At 42.8% G+C, this 13521-nt stretch carries 16 protein-coding genes and 1 tRNA gene; 9 read left to right on the plus strand and 8 right to left on the minus strand.

Annotated features, from left to right (window positions below; translation table 11 throughout):
* Positions 1 to 254: 254 nt before the first annotated feature.
* A complete protein-coding gene (locus tag O9295_RS03125) occupies positions 255 to 650 on the minus strand; it encodes a hypothetical protein (protein WP_288031622.1) in 396 nt (131 codons plus the stop codon).
* Positions 651 to 835: 185 nt separating this feature from the next.
* Here O9295_RS03125 and O9295_RS03130 point away from each other — a divergent pair, with 185 nt between their 5' ends.
* From O9295_RS03130 to O9295_RS03140, 3 genes are read left to right on the plus strand one after another with little or no spacing between them, the layout of a single operon-like run.
* Complete coding sequence (locus O9295_RS03130; protein WP_190722592.1) at positions 836 to 1009, plus strand: hypothetical protein; 174 nt, start codon at positions 836 to 838, stop codon at positions 1007 to 1009.
* Positions 963 to 1487 carry a hypothetical protein gene (locus O9295_RS03135; RefSeq protein ID WP_288031624.1) on the plus strand — a complete coding sequence of 175 codons (525 nt, stop codon included), beginning with the start codon at positions 963 to 965 and terminating at the stop codon, positions 1485 to 1487. Before O9295_RS03130 ends, O9295_RS03135 begins: the two co-directional genes overlap by 47 nt.
* A complete protein-coding gene (locus tag O9295_RS03140) occupies positions 1487 to 2299 on the plus strand; it encodes an urease accessory protein UreD (RefSeq protein ID WP_046663130.1) in 813 nt (270 codons plus the stop codon). Before O9295_RS03135 ends, O9295_RS03140 begins: the two co-directional genes overlap by 1 nt.
* A 21-nt stretch (positions 2300 to 2320) precedes the next feature.
* On the opposite strand, the gene ispE is transcribed toward O9295_RS03140, so the two are convergent.
* Entirely contained in the window at positions 2321 to 3262 is a 942-nt protein-coding gene (gene ispE, locus O9295_RS03145) for a 4-(cytidine 5'-diphospho)-2-C-methyl-D-erythritol kinase (RefSeq protein ID WP_190722589.1), read from the minus strand.
* A gap of 17 nt (positions 3263 to 3279) precedes the next feature.
* Positions 3280 to 4086, minus strand: coding sequence for a 16S rRNA (adenine(1518)-N(6)/adenine(1519)-N(6))-dimethyltransferase RsmA (gene rsmA, locus O9295_RS03150; protein ID WP_288031628.1), 807 nt, complete (start codon positions 4084 to 4086; stop codon positions 3280 to 3282).
* A 124-nt stretch (positions 4087 to 4210) separates the two neighbouring features.
* On the opposite strand from rsmA, the gene crcB (O9295_RS03155) reads away from it, so the two are divergent.
* Positions 4211 to 4600: a fluoride efflux transporter CrcB gene (gene crcB / locus O9295_RS03155; protein ID WP_190722587.1), complete on the plus strand. Its 390-nt coding sequence runs from the start codon at positions 4211 to 4213 to the stop codon at positions 4598 to 4600.
* Between the two features lie 40 nt (positions 4601 to 4640).
* Positions 4641 to 5045 (plus strand): fluoride efflux transporter CrcB, encoded by a 405-nt coding sequence (gene crcB, locus O9295_RS03160; protein WP_190722586.1) that lies wholly within the window; start codon positions 4641 to 4643, stop codon positions 5043 to 5045.
* A 176-nt stretch (positions 5046 to 5221) separates the two neighbouring features.
* On the opposite strand, the gene hpnA is transcribed toward crcB (O9295_RS03160), so the two are convergent.
* Entirely contained in the window at positions 5222 to 6208 is a 987-nt protein-coding gene (hpnA, locus tag O9295_RS03165) for a hopanoid-associated sugar epimerase (protein ID WP_288031631.1), read from the minus strand.
* A 169-nt stretch (positions 6209 to 6377) separates the two neighbouring features.
* On the opposite strand from hpnA, the gene O9295_RS03170 reads away from it, so the two are divergent.
* Entirely contained in the window at positions 6378 to 8912 is a 2535-nt protein-coding gene (locus O9295_RS03170; RefSeq protein ID WP_288031633.1) for a glycogen/starch/alpha-glucan phosphorylase, read from the plus strand.
* An 85-nt stretch (positions 8913 to 8997) separates the two neighbouring features.
* Here O9295_RS03170 and O9295_RS03175 read toward each other — a convergent pair.
* Positions 8998 to 9071, minus strand: a tRNA-Asp gene (locus tag O9295_RS03175).
* A gap of 218 nt (positions 9072 to 9289) precedes the next feature.
* Here O9295_RS03175 and O9295_RS03180 point away from each other — a divergent pair.
* Together O9295_RS03180 and O9295_RS03185 are read left to right on the plus strand one after the other, a co-directional pair.
* Positions 9290 to 9505 carry a hypothetical protein gene (locus O9295_RS03180; protein ID WP_002761575.1) on the plus strand — a complete coding sequence of 72 codons (216 nt, stop codon included), beginning with the start codon at positions 9290 to 9292 and terminating at the stop codon, positions 9503 to 9505.
* Between the two features lie 23 nt (positions 9506 to 9528).
* Positions 9529 to 10041 carry a TolB family protein gene (locus tag O9295_RS03185; protein WP_288031635.1) on the plus strand — a complete coding sequence of 171 codons (513 nt, stop codon included), beginning with the start codon at positions 9529 to 9531 and terminating at the stop codon, positions 10039 to 10041.
* Between the two features lie 7 nt (positions 10042 to 10048).
* Here O9295_RS03185 and O9295_RS03190 read toward each other — a convergent pair whose 3' ends face one another.
* Positions 10049 to 11392 (minus strand): DUF3370 domain-containing protein, encoded by a 1344-nt coding sequence (locus O9295_RS03190; RefSeq protein WP_288031638.1) that lies wholly within the window; start codon positions 11390 to 11392, stop codon positions 10049 to 10051.
* A 418-nt stretch (positions 11393 to 11810) separates the two neighbouring features.
* Here O9295_RS03190 and moaA point away from each other — a divergent pair, with 418 nt between their 5' ends.
* Positions 11811 to 12800 carry a GTP 3',8-cyclase MoaA gene (moaA, locus tag O9295_RS03195; RefSeq protein ID WP_288031641.1) on the plus strand — a complete coding sequence of 330 codons (990 nt, stop codon included), beginning with the start codon at positions 11811 to 11813 and terminating at the stop codon, positions 12798 to 12800.
* Positions 12801 to 12804: 4 nt separating this feature from the next.
* On the opposite strand, the gene O9295_RS03200 is transcribed toward moaA, so the two are convergent.
* Both O9295_RS03200 and O9295_RS03205 read right to left on the minus strand, forming a co-directional pair.
* A complete protein-coding gene (locus tag O9295_RS03200; protein WP_002795651.1) occupies positions 12805 to 12990 on the minus strand; it encodes a PCP reductase family protein in 186 nt (61 codons plus the stop codon).
* A gap of 113 nt (positions 12991 to 13103) precedes the next feature.
* A partial coding sequence (locus O9295_RS03205) for a Uma2 family endonuclease (RefSeq protein ID WP_288031643.1) occupies positions 13104 to 13521 on the minus strand: 418 nt, incomplete at its 5' end.

Below are 13521 nucleotides of genomic sequence, written 5' to 3' on the forward strand. Positions count from 1 at the left end.
CTAGGGGCAGGGTGTAGGGTGTGGGGTGTGGGGTGTGGGGTTTAACCCATTTTCATCGGGTAAATTACCTAATTTTCAGGGAAAAAGTCCAGGGATTTTCCCCCCGACCACTCCCATATCTGGTACTTTTTGATTGACAAAAAGTCTAAAAGTCTTACCCAACAAGGTTTTTAGATTTATTCAGCAAGCCCTACTTATCTAGGGCTTGCTGAAAATTACTGAAAGCCTTACTAGAAAACGGTTTTGCCACTTTTTTAGGCAAAAAAGTGCCAGAAACAAACGTTGAGAAATCGATAATCTTCTGACTTGCCCCCTTTAATAAGGAAGGCTGTCGTCTTGATGTGCGACGTATAGGAGCTTTGCCAAGAAGACGAATCCCTTTTAAAATAGCATAAACCCACTGCATTTCTGGAGGTAAATTTAGCGATGAATTTCCAGGTATATTTGACTGTCGCAGCGAGGTAGTATTGCCAAGAATAGCAAACAAATATTGGCTCACCATTATTATTAAAGCTTGTTAGTCCAAATTCGGTTTTCCAGAGAAGTTCTTGATCTCCATCAATATACTGACAAGAATCATTCCAAGAAAAGGAACTATCCTCGGAATTATCGTCCGTGGTATCATCTACGTCTGTGTCTAGATCGTCCATAGAAAAGGGGATGATTACCTCATACCTGTATCCTAAGCACCGGTTAGTCGGTGTTAGAATTTCAACCTGCAAAATTGTGGGAATGCTATCTGATCTTCCCTCAGTTTTCTGGGCTGGCGGCTGACGATCGCCGATGAAGACCACTTTTAGCAGTTTTTCCCTCGATAATTTAGGATAAAATAAAAATGCGATCGAGAGTTAATATTATGGCCCGATCGGCAGCTCAAGAATCGATGATGATTGAGCTTAATGATCCCTTAACTCTAGCGAACGCTATTATCCTGATTTTCCGAGCGCAAAAATTCCCCCAAAATGCTTACTCCTCTCCTCTGGCAAAGTGCCAATCCCCACCCCGATAATCTGGAGAATTTCCAAATTATTAGCCAATGGTGGCAAGATTTAAATCTTAAGGAAGTCTTCTGGCAACAGCGTTTAATTCCCGATACTGGCTCTCTGGAAGATATTAATTGGGAGCGGCAAGGTTTTGATGAAAAATTTAGCATCCAAATGCCTCAAATTCGGGGGATTACCCTCTATTGGCATAAATCTACTTTTGCTGACGAAAGAAGCATGACACCTAAACAATTAATTTTAGATCGGGAACGGGAGCAATTAGACATTTATCCCCAATCCCAAGCTAGTTTAGTTATTCGGGTGACGAAACCCCATCTAGTTTATCAAAAATTCGAGCTAAAAAATCCTCTCCTGGTCGGCAAAAAAGCGGAAAGTGAATATATTTTACTGATCAGGGATAAAGAACAGCAAATAGAAGTTAAAATTAATCTCAGTCCTGAAAATTATCGGCAATTTCTAGAAACCATGACTGAGGAGCAATAATGTGGCAGGGAAACCTAGAACTAATTTACAAGCAAAAAAATCTCGCAACCGAGATTAATCACGTCTATGCTACCGCCCCTTTAAAAGTACAAAGACCTTTTTATCCCGAGGGAAAAAACCTTTGTCATACGGTGATTTTACACACGGCGGGGGGAATAGTTGGGGGTGATGTTCTTCAACAAAAAATTCATCTCCAAGCCGCTACTAATGCCCTGATTACCACTGCTTCTGCTGGAAAAGTTTACCAGAGTAACGGTCAGATGGCACAGCAATTAATCGAGATTAAAATCGATGACAATGCCAGTTTAGAATGGCTACCTCAAGAAACAATTATCTTTAATGGGGCGGCATTTCGCCAACATTTACGAGTGGATTTAGGGGAAAATAGCAGTTGGTTGGGATGGGAAATTACCCGTTTTGGTCGCAGTGCGCGAGGGGAGAAATTTTTAGCGGGAGAATGGCATTCTAATTGGGAAATTTGGCGATCTGGACAACCTTTATGGCTTGATCGCTCCTGCCTGTTGGGTGGTAAAATGATCGAGGGATTTTCCGGTTTAAATGATAGCGCCCTGATCGGTACTTTAGTTTATATCGGTCAACCGGTGGGCAGAAATTTAATTGAGAAAGTGAGAGATTTTTCCCTAGAAGGAGAGATGGGAGTTACTAGCACTTTAGGAGATGGTCTTTTGTGTCGTTATCGGGGCAATTCTAGCGGTGAAGTGCGACAATGGTTTCAGCAGGTTTGGCAAATTTTAAGGCGAGAAATGAGCGATCGAGAGGCAATTATTCCGCGAGTTTGGTTATCTTGGTAAAGGCGGTTAATTGTCATTTTCTCAAGTCACTTGAATGCCTGTATCGGTGATTGGAGCTATCCAAAATTGTAGATCGGGAGCGACGAGAATTTCCCGGGCCTCTTTAACGATAGTTTCCGCCACTTCCTGAGATGAACAGAGAGTAAAAACCGTCGGGCCAGAGCCTGACATCATCGTTCCCAAGCCGCCTAAATCGCCCAGAACCTGTCTTAACTCGGCTACGAGGGTAAATTCGGGTAAAACCACCTTTTCGAGGTCATTGTGGATAAATTTGCCGATAGCGGCCGGTTTTTTCTGGGCGATCGCTTGTACCAAAGCCCCAGAACTCACCTGCTGACGACGGTGATGAAATTCCTCTGGAGAAGACAGATAGGTATCTTGAAATTTTTGCCGATAGCTTTGGTAGGCCCAGGGTGTAGAAACGGATAAATGATCGTATTTGGCTAAAATCACCCATAATCCGGTTAGAGGAGCGATAGGATCGAGAATTTCTCCCCTTCCCGTACAGATAACCGTTCCTCCTGTCACACAAAAGGAAGTATCGGAGCCCAATCTTGCCGCCAAAGTTTCTAATTCCGGACGGGTTAAGCCTAATTCCCAGATTAAATCGATGCCGACTAACACCGCCGCCGCGTTGGTGGACCCCCCCGCTAAACCGGCAGCCACGGGAATATATTTGTCGATGCTGATATCGATGCCGCCGTAATTGGCAAAGATGCGGGGGAATTCCCTCGCCATCAAAGTGGCGGCGCGATGGGCGAGATTACTGCTATCTTGGGGGACGAGGGGATGATGGCAAAAGAGACGGAATTCCTGCAATCCGTTGGGCCGGAGAGTGATGCGATCGCATAATGCCACCGTCTGCATCACCATCACTAACTCGTGGAAACCATCGGGGCGATCGCCAACGATTTCTAGATATAAATTAATTTTAGCGGGGGCTAGAAGGGTATAACTGTGCATTTGTCAAGGAAAAAAATCTAAAATTTTGGCAATTGACCTAATTTTTCCGCCAAGTCAATCCATTGCGATAAACTGAGATCTTCGGCGCGAGCGAGGGGATTAATCTCTAATTGTGTCAGGATTTGGCTTAATCGATCGCTATCCAGACAATTTTTTAGATTATTGCGTAACATTTTGCGCCGGTTGGCAAAACCCCAGCTAATTAAAGTGGACAAAAAGGCTGGATTACTGACATTATTCGGCAAAACACGGGGTAAAAGCTGAATTACCGCCGAATCTACCTGGGGAGGTGGGGAAAAGGCCCGCCGGGGTACATCACAAATCCATTGACAATCGGCAAGGTATTGAATGCGGACGCTCAAAGCACTGTAAGCTTTGGTGGAGGGGACAGCGACTAATCTTTCGGCGACTTCTTTCTGGACTAAGAGGGTAATACTCTGGTAAGGGGGGGTGAAGGGATGGGCGATCGAACCGAGGAGCCTTTCGAGGATCGGACCGGTGATATTATAGGGGATATTAGCCACTACCTTATTAACTGGCGGCAGTTGCTCGGGTTTAAGGGTAAGAAAGTCGCCTGGGATGAGATGAAAGTTATCTTGTTGGCCAAATTTTTTATTTAAAATTGTCCATAGATCTCGATCGATTTCTACAGCGACAACCAATCGAGCGCCATCGAGAAGACGACGGGTTAAAATGCCTGTACCCGGTCCGATTTCTAATACCCGATCCTCTGATTGTAAATTAGCGGCGCTGATGATGCGATCGAGTATCGATTCATCTTTTAACCAATGTTGTCCAAAACGTTTACGCGGTTGAGTTTTCATCCCTTTATTTTAAAGTCAGAGGGTTGTCCTCAACAATAACACCCCTGAAAATATGGGCCATGCGATCGATAACCGCATCAATTATCATAGAGCCTAGGCAAAGATAGCAAAAAAATTAGAGACAATGTCAGATTTGAACGATGTTTTCGCAATTGTAGCAGGAGCGGTTCCGGGGGCGTTATCTCGTTATCATATTACCGAATGGACAAAAGCAAAATTCGGCTTGCGCTTTCCCTATGGAACCTTTATTATTAATTTAACTGGCTGTCTAGCTATCGGCTTTTTTTGGGCTATTTTACCCAGTGTTCCCTTTTATTCCCACCAACTAGATTTAATGGTGAGAACGGGATTTTTAGGAGCTTATACCACCTTTTCTACCTATAGTTTAGATATCCTGATCCTCTGGCGCAATCAACAAAATTTTCTCAGTCTTGTTTTTGCCGTTGCTAGTATCATTTTCGGATTGATTGCCGTGAGAATCGGGGCAGCCATTGCCCAAGTTTTTCTAGGTTAATTCTCCACTTTATTGACTATTTAAGGGCAGGACAGACAGCATGAATTTTTTCAGGGGACGTTATAGTTTATTCGTGGCGATTGGGGCTATTTTTGGGGCTTTGAGTCGTTTTTATATCGGAGAATTAATTACAAGTATTTTCGGTCAAGAATGGGGATTTTTAGGAACATTTTTTGTTAATCTTTCTGGCTGTTTAGTTATTGCCTATATCTTTACTATGGTTAGGGAAAATATTCGCATAATTGCCCCAGAATTAGGATTGATGATTGCCACGGGTTTTTGTGGTTCCTATACAACTTTTTCCACCTATAGTTTGGAAGTCAACAAGTTTTTAGAGCAGGGAAACATGACTTTCGGTTTAATTTATTGGCTCGGCAGTGTTTTTGGGGGGATGATTGCGCTTAAAATTGGAGTTATTTTAGCAAGAACAGGTTTTCCTAGATGAATTATTAAATAGATTTTGCGTCTGATCCCCCCTGTCCCTAGGGTTGATTCATAGTAGGGTTGATTCATGAATCAACCCTACTACCTTGATAAGGGGGGTGTCTGACAACTTTTAACACCTAACTACTTAAGCATTTCAGCACAATTGAGACCATCTTTTTCCTTTCCTACTCAGTGTTAATAAGTAATGTCTTCATTGGTTTGAAACCAATTGACGGCATCGGCTAAAGCTTGTCTAATCGGCGATTGCGGTAAGCCTAGTTCTTGCACTGCCTTCGAGGAATCGTAGTACATGGACTGTTTTGACATTTTCACGCCATCAAGGGGTATAGAGGGGGATTTTCCGAGGACAGGAAGAACTTTTTCATCTAACCAAGCTATTAGTAAAGGAATCCAAAAAGGTAAAACAATTTTCGGGGCATTTATGCTGGTAATTTCGGCTAATTCTGTCAACAAAGTTTTTAAAGAAGTGTTTTGATGACCTAAAATATATCTTTCGCCAGTTCTGCCCTTTTCTAAAGCTAATAAATGTCCCCAGGCCACATCGCGCACATCAATTAGATTTAATCCCGTATTCACATAAGCGGGCATTTTTCGCCGCAAAAAACGGAGAATAATGTCGCTGGTGGGTGTAGGCTTGATATCAAATGCTCCTATGGGCGTACTAGGATTAACTATAACGATATCCTGTCCTCTTTGTACTGCTTTGAATGCCTCCTGTTCTGCCCAATACTTCGATTTTTTATAATAACCCACTAATTGATGGGCGGGACTTTGATAAGTTTCATCGACACTTTCACCCTTTTTACCCACTCCAATGGCGGCCACGGAACTGGTATAAACTATTCTGGCAATTCCCGCTAAATGCGCCGATTCTAGAACATTTCTTGTGCCTAAAACATTGTTTTGGTAGAGTTGATGTCTATCCTTTTGCCAGAGAGAATAGTGCGCCGCTACATGAAAGAGAACTTCGCATCCGACCATTAATTTAAATAAGTTCTCATCATTTAAATCACCCCAGACAATTTCCACGTCTAAACCCCACAAATTTCTGAGATTACTGTGGGGACGGACGAGGACGCGCACTTGGTAGCCTTCAACTAAAAGCAATCGCACTAAATTCGCCCCGATAAAACCCGTCCCACCCGTCACAAAAGCACGCATTGCTCAGACTTTCCCCTATTTTCGCTTCCTATCGGTAACTGACATTTAATCACCTTAACTTTATTATTACTATACCTTAATCTTAGTCAATATTTAAGCTTTTCTTGATAGAATTTGGGGTCGGGTTATTTTAGACTAAGAGCAGTAAATCTTCAGTAAAAATGCTCCTATGAATCCATCTCCAGAGTCAACTTTTGTTTGTCCGATTATCATCGAAGACGACAGAACAGGATTAGACACAGAAACTATCCGACGGGCTTTAAGGGATAATTTACTCTATATTCAAGGTAAATTACCGGAATTAGCCAGCAAAAACGATCTTTATATGGCCCTGGCCTATACCATACGCGATCGTTTATTGCAGCGTTGGTTAACCACCCAACAAACCTATCTAAAAAAAGATGTCAGAACCGTTTGTTATCTCTCGGCCGAATTTTTAGTCGGTCCCCATTTAGCTAATAATTTAATTAATCTCGGTATCTACGAACAGGTCCAGAAAGCTGTCAGCGAATCGGGATTAAAACTAGAAGAATTAATTGCCCAAGAAGAAGAACCGGGGTTAGGAAATGGTGGTTTAGGTCGTTTAGCTGCCTGTTATCTCGATTCCCTTTCTACCCTAGAAATTCCAGCTATTGGTTACGGTATTCGCTACGAATTTGGTATCTTTGATCAAGAAATCCACGACGGTTGGCAGGTAGAAATAACCGATAAGTGGTTACAGTATGGAAATCCCTGGGAAATTGCCCGACCGGAATCATCGGTAGAGGTAAAATTTGGCGGTTATACCGAATCCTATACCGACGAAAATGGTAATTATCGCAGTCATTGGATTCCCGATTATGTAGTCAAAGGAATTCCCTACGATACCCCAATTCTCGGCTATCGAGTTAACACCGCTAATACCATGCGTCTCTGGAAATCAGAAGCTTGTGAATCTTTTGATTTTGGTCGCTTTAATCGCGGCGATTATTATGGTGCGGTGGATAATAAAGTTCACTCGGAAAATATCAGTAAAGTTCTCTATCCTAACGATGAACCAATTCAAGGCAAAGAACTGCGTTTAGAACAGCAATATTTCTTTGTTTCCTGTTCCCTACAGGATCTGATTCGTATTCACTTACATGAAAACCCCAGTCTCGATAATTTTCATCAAAAATGGTCAGTACAATTGAATGATACTCACCCTTCCGTCGGGGTGGCTGAGTTAATGCGCTTGTTAATTGACGTGCATCATTTCGATTGGGATAAAGCTTGGTTTATTACTCAAAATACCTTCGCCTATACCAATCATACTCTTTTGCCAGAAGCTTTAGAAAAATGGCCTTTGAGTATTTTTGGTCGTCTTTTCCCCCGATTAATGGAAATTATCTATGAAATTAACCATCGTTTCTTGGATAAAATTCGCATTATTTATCCCCATGATGACGGCAAAATGTCCCGTTTATCTATAATCGATGAAAGCGGCGAAAAATACGTCCGTATGGCTCACCTTGCCTGTGTGGGTTCCCAGGCAATTAATGGGGTGGCAGCCCTCCATACAGAATTACTGAAAAAAGATGTTCTGCGCGATTTCTATGAACTCTTTCCCGAAAAGTTTAGCAACAAAACCAATGGAGTTACTCCCCGGCGCTGGATAGTTTCTAGTAATCCCCGCTTGACTTTTGCGATTACAGAAAAAATCGGCGAAAATTGGATTAAACATCTGGAGGATTTACGCGGTTTAGAAAACTATGTGGATGATGGGGGGTTTCGGGACTATTGGCGACGAATTAAATACGATATTAAGGCAGATTTAGCCAATTATATCGCTAAAAAAGTCGGCATTAAAGTTGATCCTAGTACCCTCTTTGATGTGCAGGTAAAACGCATTCACGAATATAAACGGCAACATCTCAACGTTTTACATATCGTCACTCTCTATCATCGCCTCAAAAATAATCACAATCTCGATATTACCCCCCGTACCTTTATTTTCGGTGGTAAGGCAGCCCCGGGTTATTTTATGGCGAAATTAATCATTAAATTGATTAATTCTGTGGCAGAAGTGATCGATAATGATCCGACGATTGGAGGACGTTTAAAAGTGGTTTTCCTACCCGATTATAATGTCACCTTCGGTCAACGAGTTTATCCAGCTGCCGACTTGTCCGAACAAATTTCCACGGCTGGGAAAGAAGCTTCTGGAACCGGTAATATGAAATTCTCCATGAATGGGGCCTTAACTATCGGCACTCTCGATGGGGCAAATATCGAAATTCGTGAACAGGTGGGGGCGGAAAATTTCTTTCTTTTTGGCTTGACAACCGAGGAGGTTTATGCTAAGAAAGCCGCCGGTTATAATCCCCAAGAATACTATTACCATAACGAAGAATTGCGGGCAGTATTAGACCTCATTGGTTCGGGATTTTTTAGCCGGGGTGATAGTAGTTTATTCCGTCCGTTTGTGGATAATCTTATCTACAATGATCCCTATATGTTACTGGCCGATTATCAATCCTATATCGACTGTCAGGAAGGAGTCGGTCACGCTTATAAAGATCAAGAACATTGGAGTCGTTTAGCGATTCTTAATGTGGCCCGCATGGGAAAATTCTCTAGCGATCGATCGATTCGGGAATACTGCGAGGAAATCTGGCGGGTACAACCGGTAAAGATTGAATTACCCGATTATATTCAAGCTAATGCCGGTTTATCGGTAAATTAGAACCAATCTAGGCAGTAGGATCGTGTTTATTTACCCTACTGCCCACAGGTTTACTGGCCCTGGGCGACTCTAATCTAGATTTCTACGGGATTGACGGGGCTCGAACCCGCAACTTCCGCCGTGACAGGGCGGTGCTCTAACCAATTGAACTACAATCCCATTTTTGCCACATTCCTGATTGTAACTTCATCATTAGGGTTATGTCAAGCACCTCTGGGAAAATTTTTTTGAGGGAAGTGGGGAAGTGGGAAACAATTCATAACTGGGTTTTTAAAGTTGGATTGGGATCAATCCTGAATTAAAGCCAAAAAATCCCATGGTAGAGAGGGATCCTCTTTACCATGGGATTGTAATTAAGCTTGTTGGGAGCCTGAGCTATGACTAACCCGAATTCGATCGAACAGCTATCGCAAGAATTACTCGATCTAGACCAAGTAGATGCCGATACTGGGGCAGATTTGCGGCAAAAAGCCCAAGAAATCCTCGCTGAAACCACTATTGACCTGCCGATTCGAGAAGCGATCGCCGATAGTCTCAGTCAAGGCAATCAACTACTTACCCTCAAAACCGTCGGCAAGGAAGAAAGTTACTAGCACATTTGGGGTCAAAAGTCAAGATGAAAGAAAAAAAATTTTTTGTCTGGCTGGGGCGATTTTTGGCCTCTTTTGGGCTGTTATCGGGGATAAGTGGCTGTAATTCTCCTCTTTTGATCACTCCTCAAGTTCCCGCCGGTGGTTTAAATAGTTTTGCTCCCGATCAATTCCCCAGTTATAGTGCTGATGGTCGCTATTTAGCCTTCGCTTCCGATCGCTCCGGTCGTCGTAGTATATATTTATTCGATCTGCAAGAAAAGCGCTTAGTTAATCTTCCTAACCTAAATCGTGGCGATTCTAGCCAAGATCAGCCATCTTTAAATGCTGACGGTCGTTTAATTGCCTATGTCTCCAGCGAACGCGGTAAAAGTGATGTCATGGTTTATGATCGTTCCCGATCCCGTGCAACCCTGTTAACCGCTAACCTGCGGGGAAGCGTCCGCAATCCCACCATTAGCGGTGATGGTCGCCAAATTGCCTTTGAAACCAACCAAGACGGTCAATGGAATATTGCGATCGTTAACGGACAATTTTAAATTTGTTCTACTCGGTCTTAATCGTTAAAACCTGCGGAGGAGTTGCATCGGGTGGATATAAAAAATTTACCTGTACTATACGCCAATCCCCCGGAGGAATAGTCAGAGTCACTAAAGATTGCCCCTCTTGTCCGCGTCTTTGGACGAGATGGAAAAATCTGCTTTGTGCCTGTCCTTGGTCATCGCTATAATTGACGGCTACTGTTCCCCGAAAAAACACTTGTGGGGCAGCCGGATCGAGAAAACGCAAACCCTGCCCAATAACATCCTCTTTAATCGGTGTTTCTAGCGCAATAGTCACCGTTTTCGCCTCATCACTTCGATTAAATAGAGGTAAACTTAACCTATATTCCACACCGTAATTACCATGAGCTTGATAGGCCGTATCGGGATAGCGAACTAACATACTAGCACTTTGATTTTGTTCCGTTCCCAATTTGCCCCCGGGTAGGGTGCTAATCCCATAGGCTATAGATTGACCAGAATCAGGAATATTTAACCATAAAGAAGCTCGATCGACCAATCGGGCTGGCCAAGCTGAACCTTGGGACACCCCCGCTACCCGTCCATAAATTATCTGTCCTTGACTATGGGGAGGAGTGGGCGCTCGATCGCGCGGAGTCGATAAATTGCCTTTTTCCAGCAGATTTTCCCATTCTGTCAGATTTGGGGGTCTTTCCTGCCCATTTTCGTCTAAGGGTGCATAAAGAGCTAAACTAGCAGCGTAGAGAAGACCGTCACTTTCCAGACGGAGATAAGTGGACCTACCGTTTAAAGGGGGAGTCAAATCGCGCACAGGAATCGCCGCATTTAAGACCATAACACTCTCCCCCGCCGGAATAATAATCCTATCGGGAAAAATATCCTGACGCTGCCCCATTAAAATATCCCCCATTACCCGACTTCCCGGCCCAGCAAAAACCGTCCCCTGATTATTTTCCACTTGTGCGGGTAAATCGATAAAAGCTGCATCGGGTTGACTCAAATAACTAGCTCCTTGCAGAATTTTAACGGTCACGGGATTAGAACTAGGATTGTGGAGTAATATACCCAGATAAAGGCTGCGTAAATTATCGGGAAAACTCCCCCTCGCTATATGGTGGGCAAAAATATCAAAGCGTCCCTGAAAAGCATAATTTAAATGGGCCGAGGGAAAACTTTTCTCTTGGGGGGGAAAAGTCGAAAGCAAAATCCCTTCTCCTAGCAATAATTCGGGACTATTACTATTAAAAACGGGAACTTGATCTAGTTGATTCGGTAAAGGACGGACCTGCACCGGTCGAATTATTTCTACAATAGGAGGAGTTTGGGCAATGGGTAGTAAAAAAGGTAACATCACACAAATTACCATCTCAAGATAATTAATTTTTGATCATAGCATTACTGGCTCGCTCAATTTAGATAGTATTCTGTTTGTCTATATCTAGAGGATTGGTTAATATTTCTTTCCGGTGTTAAGTAGCTGGTTATAATTAAATTAAAAATGGATTTTAGGTTCGATCCCCCCTGCCCCCCTTGATAAGGTAGGGTTGATTCATGAATCAACCCTACCCTTGATAAGGGGGGTGTCTGATAATTTTTAACGCCTACCTACTTAAGTACAATCAAGAAAAATTATCAAATTTACCAATCATTATTTGCCCTTGCCATTGAGGAAATCTATTGTCATCATAGACTAAAATCTAGATGTAGCCGATGTCTAGATATCGATCGAGCCGGAATTGTTATGATAAATTCATGAAGTTTTATAACGGTATTTGCCCGTGAACATGAACCAAATCGACTATCTCAGGATTAGTTTAATCGATCGCTGTAACTTTCGCTGTCAGTATTGTCTGCCTGAAGATGCAGAATTGGCCTATGTTCGACCGCAAGATTTACTCAACCGGGAGGAAATTATTACTTTAGTCAAAAATGTCTTTATTCCCCTCGGTTTCCGCAAATTTCGCCTTACTGGTGGGGAACCTCTCTTACATCCCGAAGTAGTGGAGATTGTGCGCGATATCGCCTCTTTATCTGCCACTAGCGATTTAGCTCTGACCACCAATGGCTATTTACTTGACAATTTAGCCGAAATGTTGTATGAAGCCGGACTAAGACGGATTAATATCAGTTTGGACTCCCTCGACCCCGACACTTTCGATAAGATTATCGGTAATCGCGGCCGGAGTCGTTGGCAAAAAACTTGGGCAGGTATTCAAGCGGCCCAGAGGGTGGGTTTTGACCCCTTAAAATTGAATGTGGTGGTGATTCCGGGGATAAATGAGGCAGAAGTGGAGGATTTAGCGGCTTTGACCATCGAGAAGCGTTGGCACGTCCGTTTTATCGAGTTTATGCCCATCGGTAACGGTGATTTATTTCAAGAAAAAGCTTGGATTGCGAACGAGGAATTAAGGGGGCGAATTCGGGCAAAATGGGGCTTAAATGAGGGTCAAGTGCGGGGAAATGGTCCAGCCGATGTTTTTCAAATTCCGGGGGCTAAGGGTACAATCGGCTTTATCAGTCAGATGTCGGAATGTTTTTGCGATCGCTGTAACCGCCTACGTCTCTCGGCCGATGGTTGGTTGCGTCCCTGTCTCCTCAACGAAACCGGACAAATTGACCTAAAAACTGCCCTCCGTCAGGGAATTTCGCCAGCAGAAATCAGGGAAAGAGTGCGGGAATTAATAGAACTGAAGGCAGAAATAAACTTTAAACTGCGTGATTCCGGCACATCAAGTGGCATTTATACCCGTACTATGTCCCAAATTGGCGGCTAAAAATCTACTGTCCGAATTCTATTCTAGCCTGTTCTACCATTTCCACGGTAACTCGATCGGAACCGGCATGACGAGCTAATTCTTCTATCCTTTGACGCGCTTGGGAACGAACAAAATAGGGAATATTTTTTAGTTTTGCTTTTGCTTCTGCGGTCCATTGTAGTTGATCGGAAAAATCTAGAGCTTCCATAGATTTAACAATAGTAGTCCGTCTATTATACCAAAAAAGATTAGCTATTTATTGCCAAGCTAATTAAATGATGAGTTTCTTGATAGCGACTCTTTTTCACCTTTCTGTTAATTTTAGGTTTCTGCTAGGTCGAAATTTACTCTTTGATATAAATCTTGAAAAGAAATCTGCCAATCTACCGACACCAATTGTAAAACCGCATTTTCCCCCGTGACGAAATCAATTAACCATTGATCATCCTTTTGTTTATAGTAACGTTCCACACTATAACTAGATTGTTCGATCAGAATATATTCCTGAAAAGTTGGCAAGGAACGATAGAATTTAAACTTATCCCCTCGGTCATAAGCTTGGGTAGAATTAGAGAGAACTTCGACAATAATTAAAGGATTGATCACGTTAGATTGACTATTCCCTTGATAGAGAGGTTGACCTTTAATCACCATCACATCGGGATAGGTGTAAATACTATAATCTGACAGCCATAAACGCACCGTTTCCATGTAGGTATAATAATCTTGATTATTGATA

This window comes from Microcystis sp. LE18-22.4A (assembly GCF_027531105.1).
In the GTDB taxonomy this organism is placed as follows: Bacteria; Cyanobacteriota; Cyanobacteriia; order Cyanobacteriales; family Microcystaceae; genus Microcystis; species Microcystis aeruginosa.

Excerpts from the sequence above, each read along its gene's own strand:
- crcB (WP_190722586.1), top strand. The coding sequence starts at position 4,641 with ATGAATTTTTTCAGGGGACGTTATAGTTTATTCGTGGCGATTGGGGCT.
- O9295_RS03190 (WP_288031638.1), bottom strand. The coding sequence starts at position 11,392 with ATGGTAATTTGTGTGATGTTACCTTTTTTACTACCCATTGCCCAAACT.
- ispE (WP_190722589.1), bottom strand. The coding sequence starts at position 3,262 with ATGCACAGTTATACCCTTCTAGCCCCCGCTAAAATTAATTTATATCTA.
- O9295_RS03200 (WP_002795651.1), bottom strand. The coding sequence starts at position 12,990 with ATGGAAGCTCTAGATTTTTCCGATCAACTACAATGGACCGCAGAAGCA.
- O9295_RS03125 (WP_288031622.1), bottom strand. The coding sequence starts at position 650 with ATGGACGATCTAGACACAGACGTAGATGATACCACGGACGATAATTCC.
- rsmA (WP_288031628.1), bottom strand. The coding sequence starts at position 4,086 with ATGAAAACTCAACCGCGTAAACGTTTTGGACAACATTGGTTAAAAGAT.
- O9295_RS03170 (WP_288031633.1), top strand. The coding sequence starts at position 6,378 with ATGAATCCATCTCCAGAGTCAACTTTTGTTTGTCCGATTATCATCGAA.
- O9295_RS03130 (WP_190722592.1), top strand. The coding sequence starts at position 836 with ATGCGATCGAGAGTTAATATTATGGCCCGATCGGCAGCTCAAGAATCG.
- moaA (WP_288031641.1), top strand. The coding sequence starts at position 11,811 with ATGAACCAAATCGACTATCTCAGGATTAGTTTAATCGATCGCTGTAAC.
- O9295_RS03185 (WP_288031635.1), top strand. The coding sequence starts at position 9,529 with ATGAAAGAAAAAAAATTTTTTGTCTGGCTGGGGCGATTTTTGGCCTCT.
- O9295_RS03135 (WP_288031624.1), top strand. The coding sequence starts at position 963 with ATGCTTACTCCTCTCCTCTGGCAAAGTGCCAATCCCCACCCCGATAAT.
- O9295_RS03180 (WP_002761575.1), top strand. The coding sequence starts at position 9,290 with ATGACTAACCCGAATTCGATCGAACAGCTATCGCAAGAATTACTCGAT.
- hpnA (WP_288031631.1), bottom strand. The coding sequence starts at position 6,208 with ATGCGTGCTTTTGTGACGGGTGGGACGGGTTTTATCGGGGCGAATTTA.
- O9295_RS03140 (WP_046663130.1), top strand. The coding sequence starts at position 1,487 with ATGTGGCAGGGAAACCTAGAACTAATTTACAAGCAAAAAAATCTCGCA.
- crcB (WP_190722587.1), top strand. The coding sequence starts at position 4,211 with ATGTCAGATTTGAACGATGTTTTCGCAATTGTAGCAGGAGCGGTTCCG.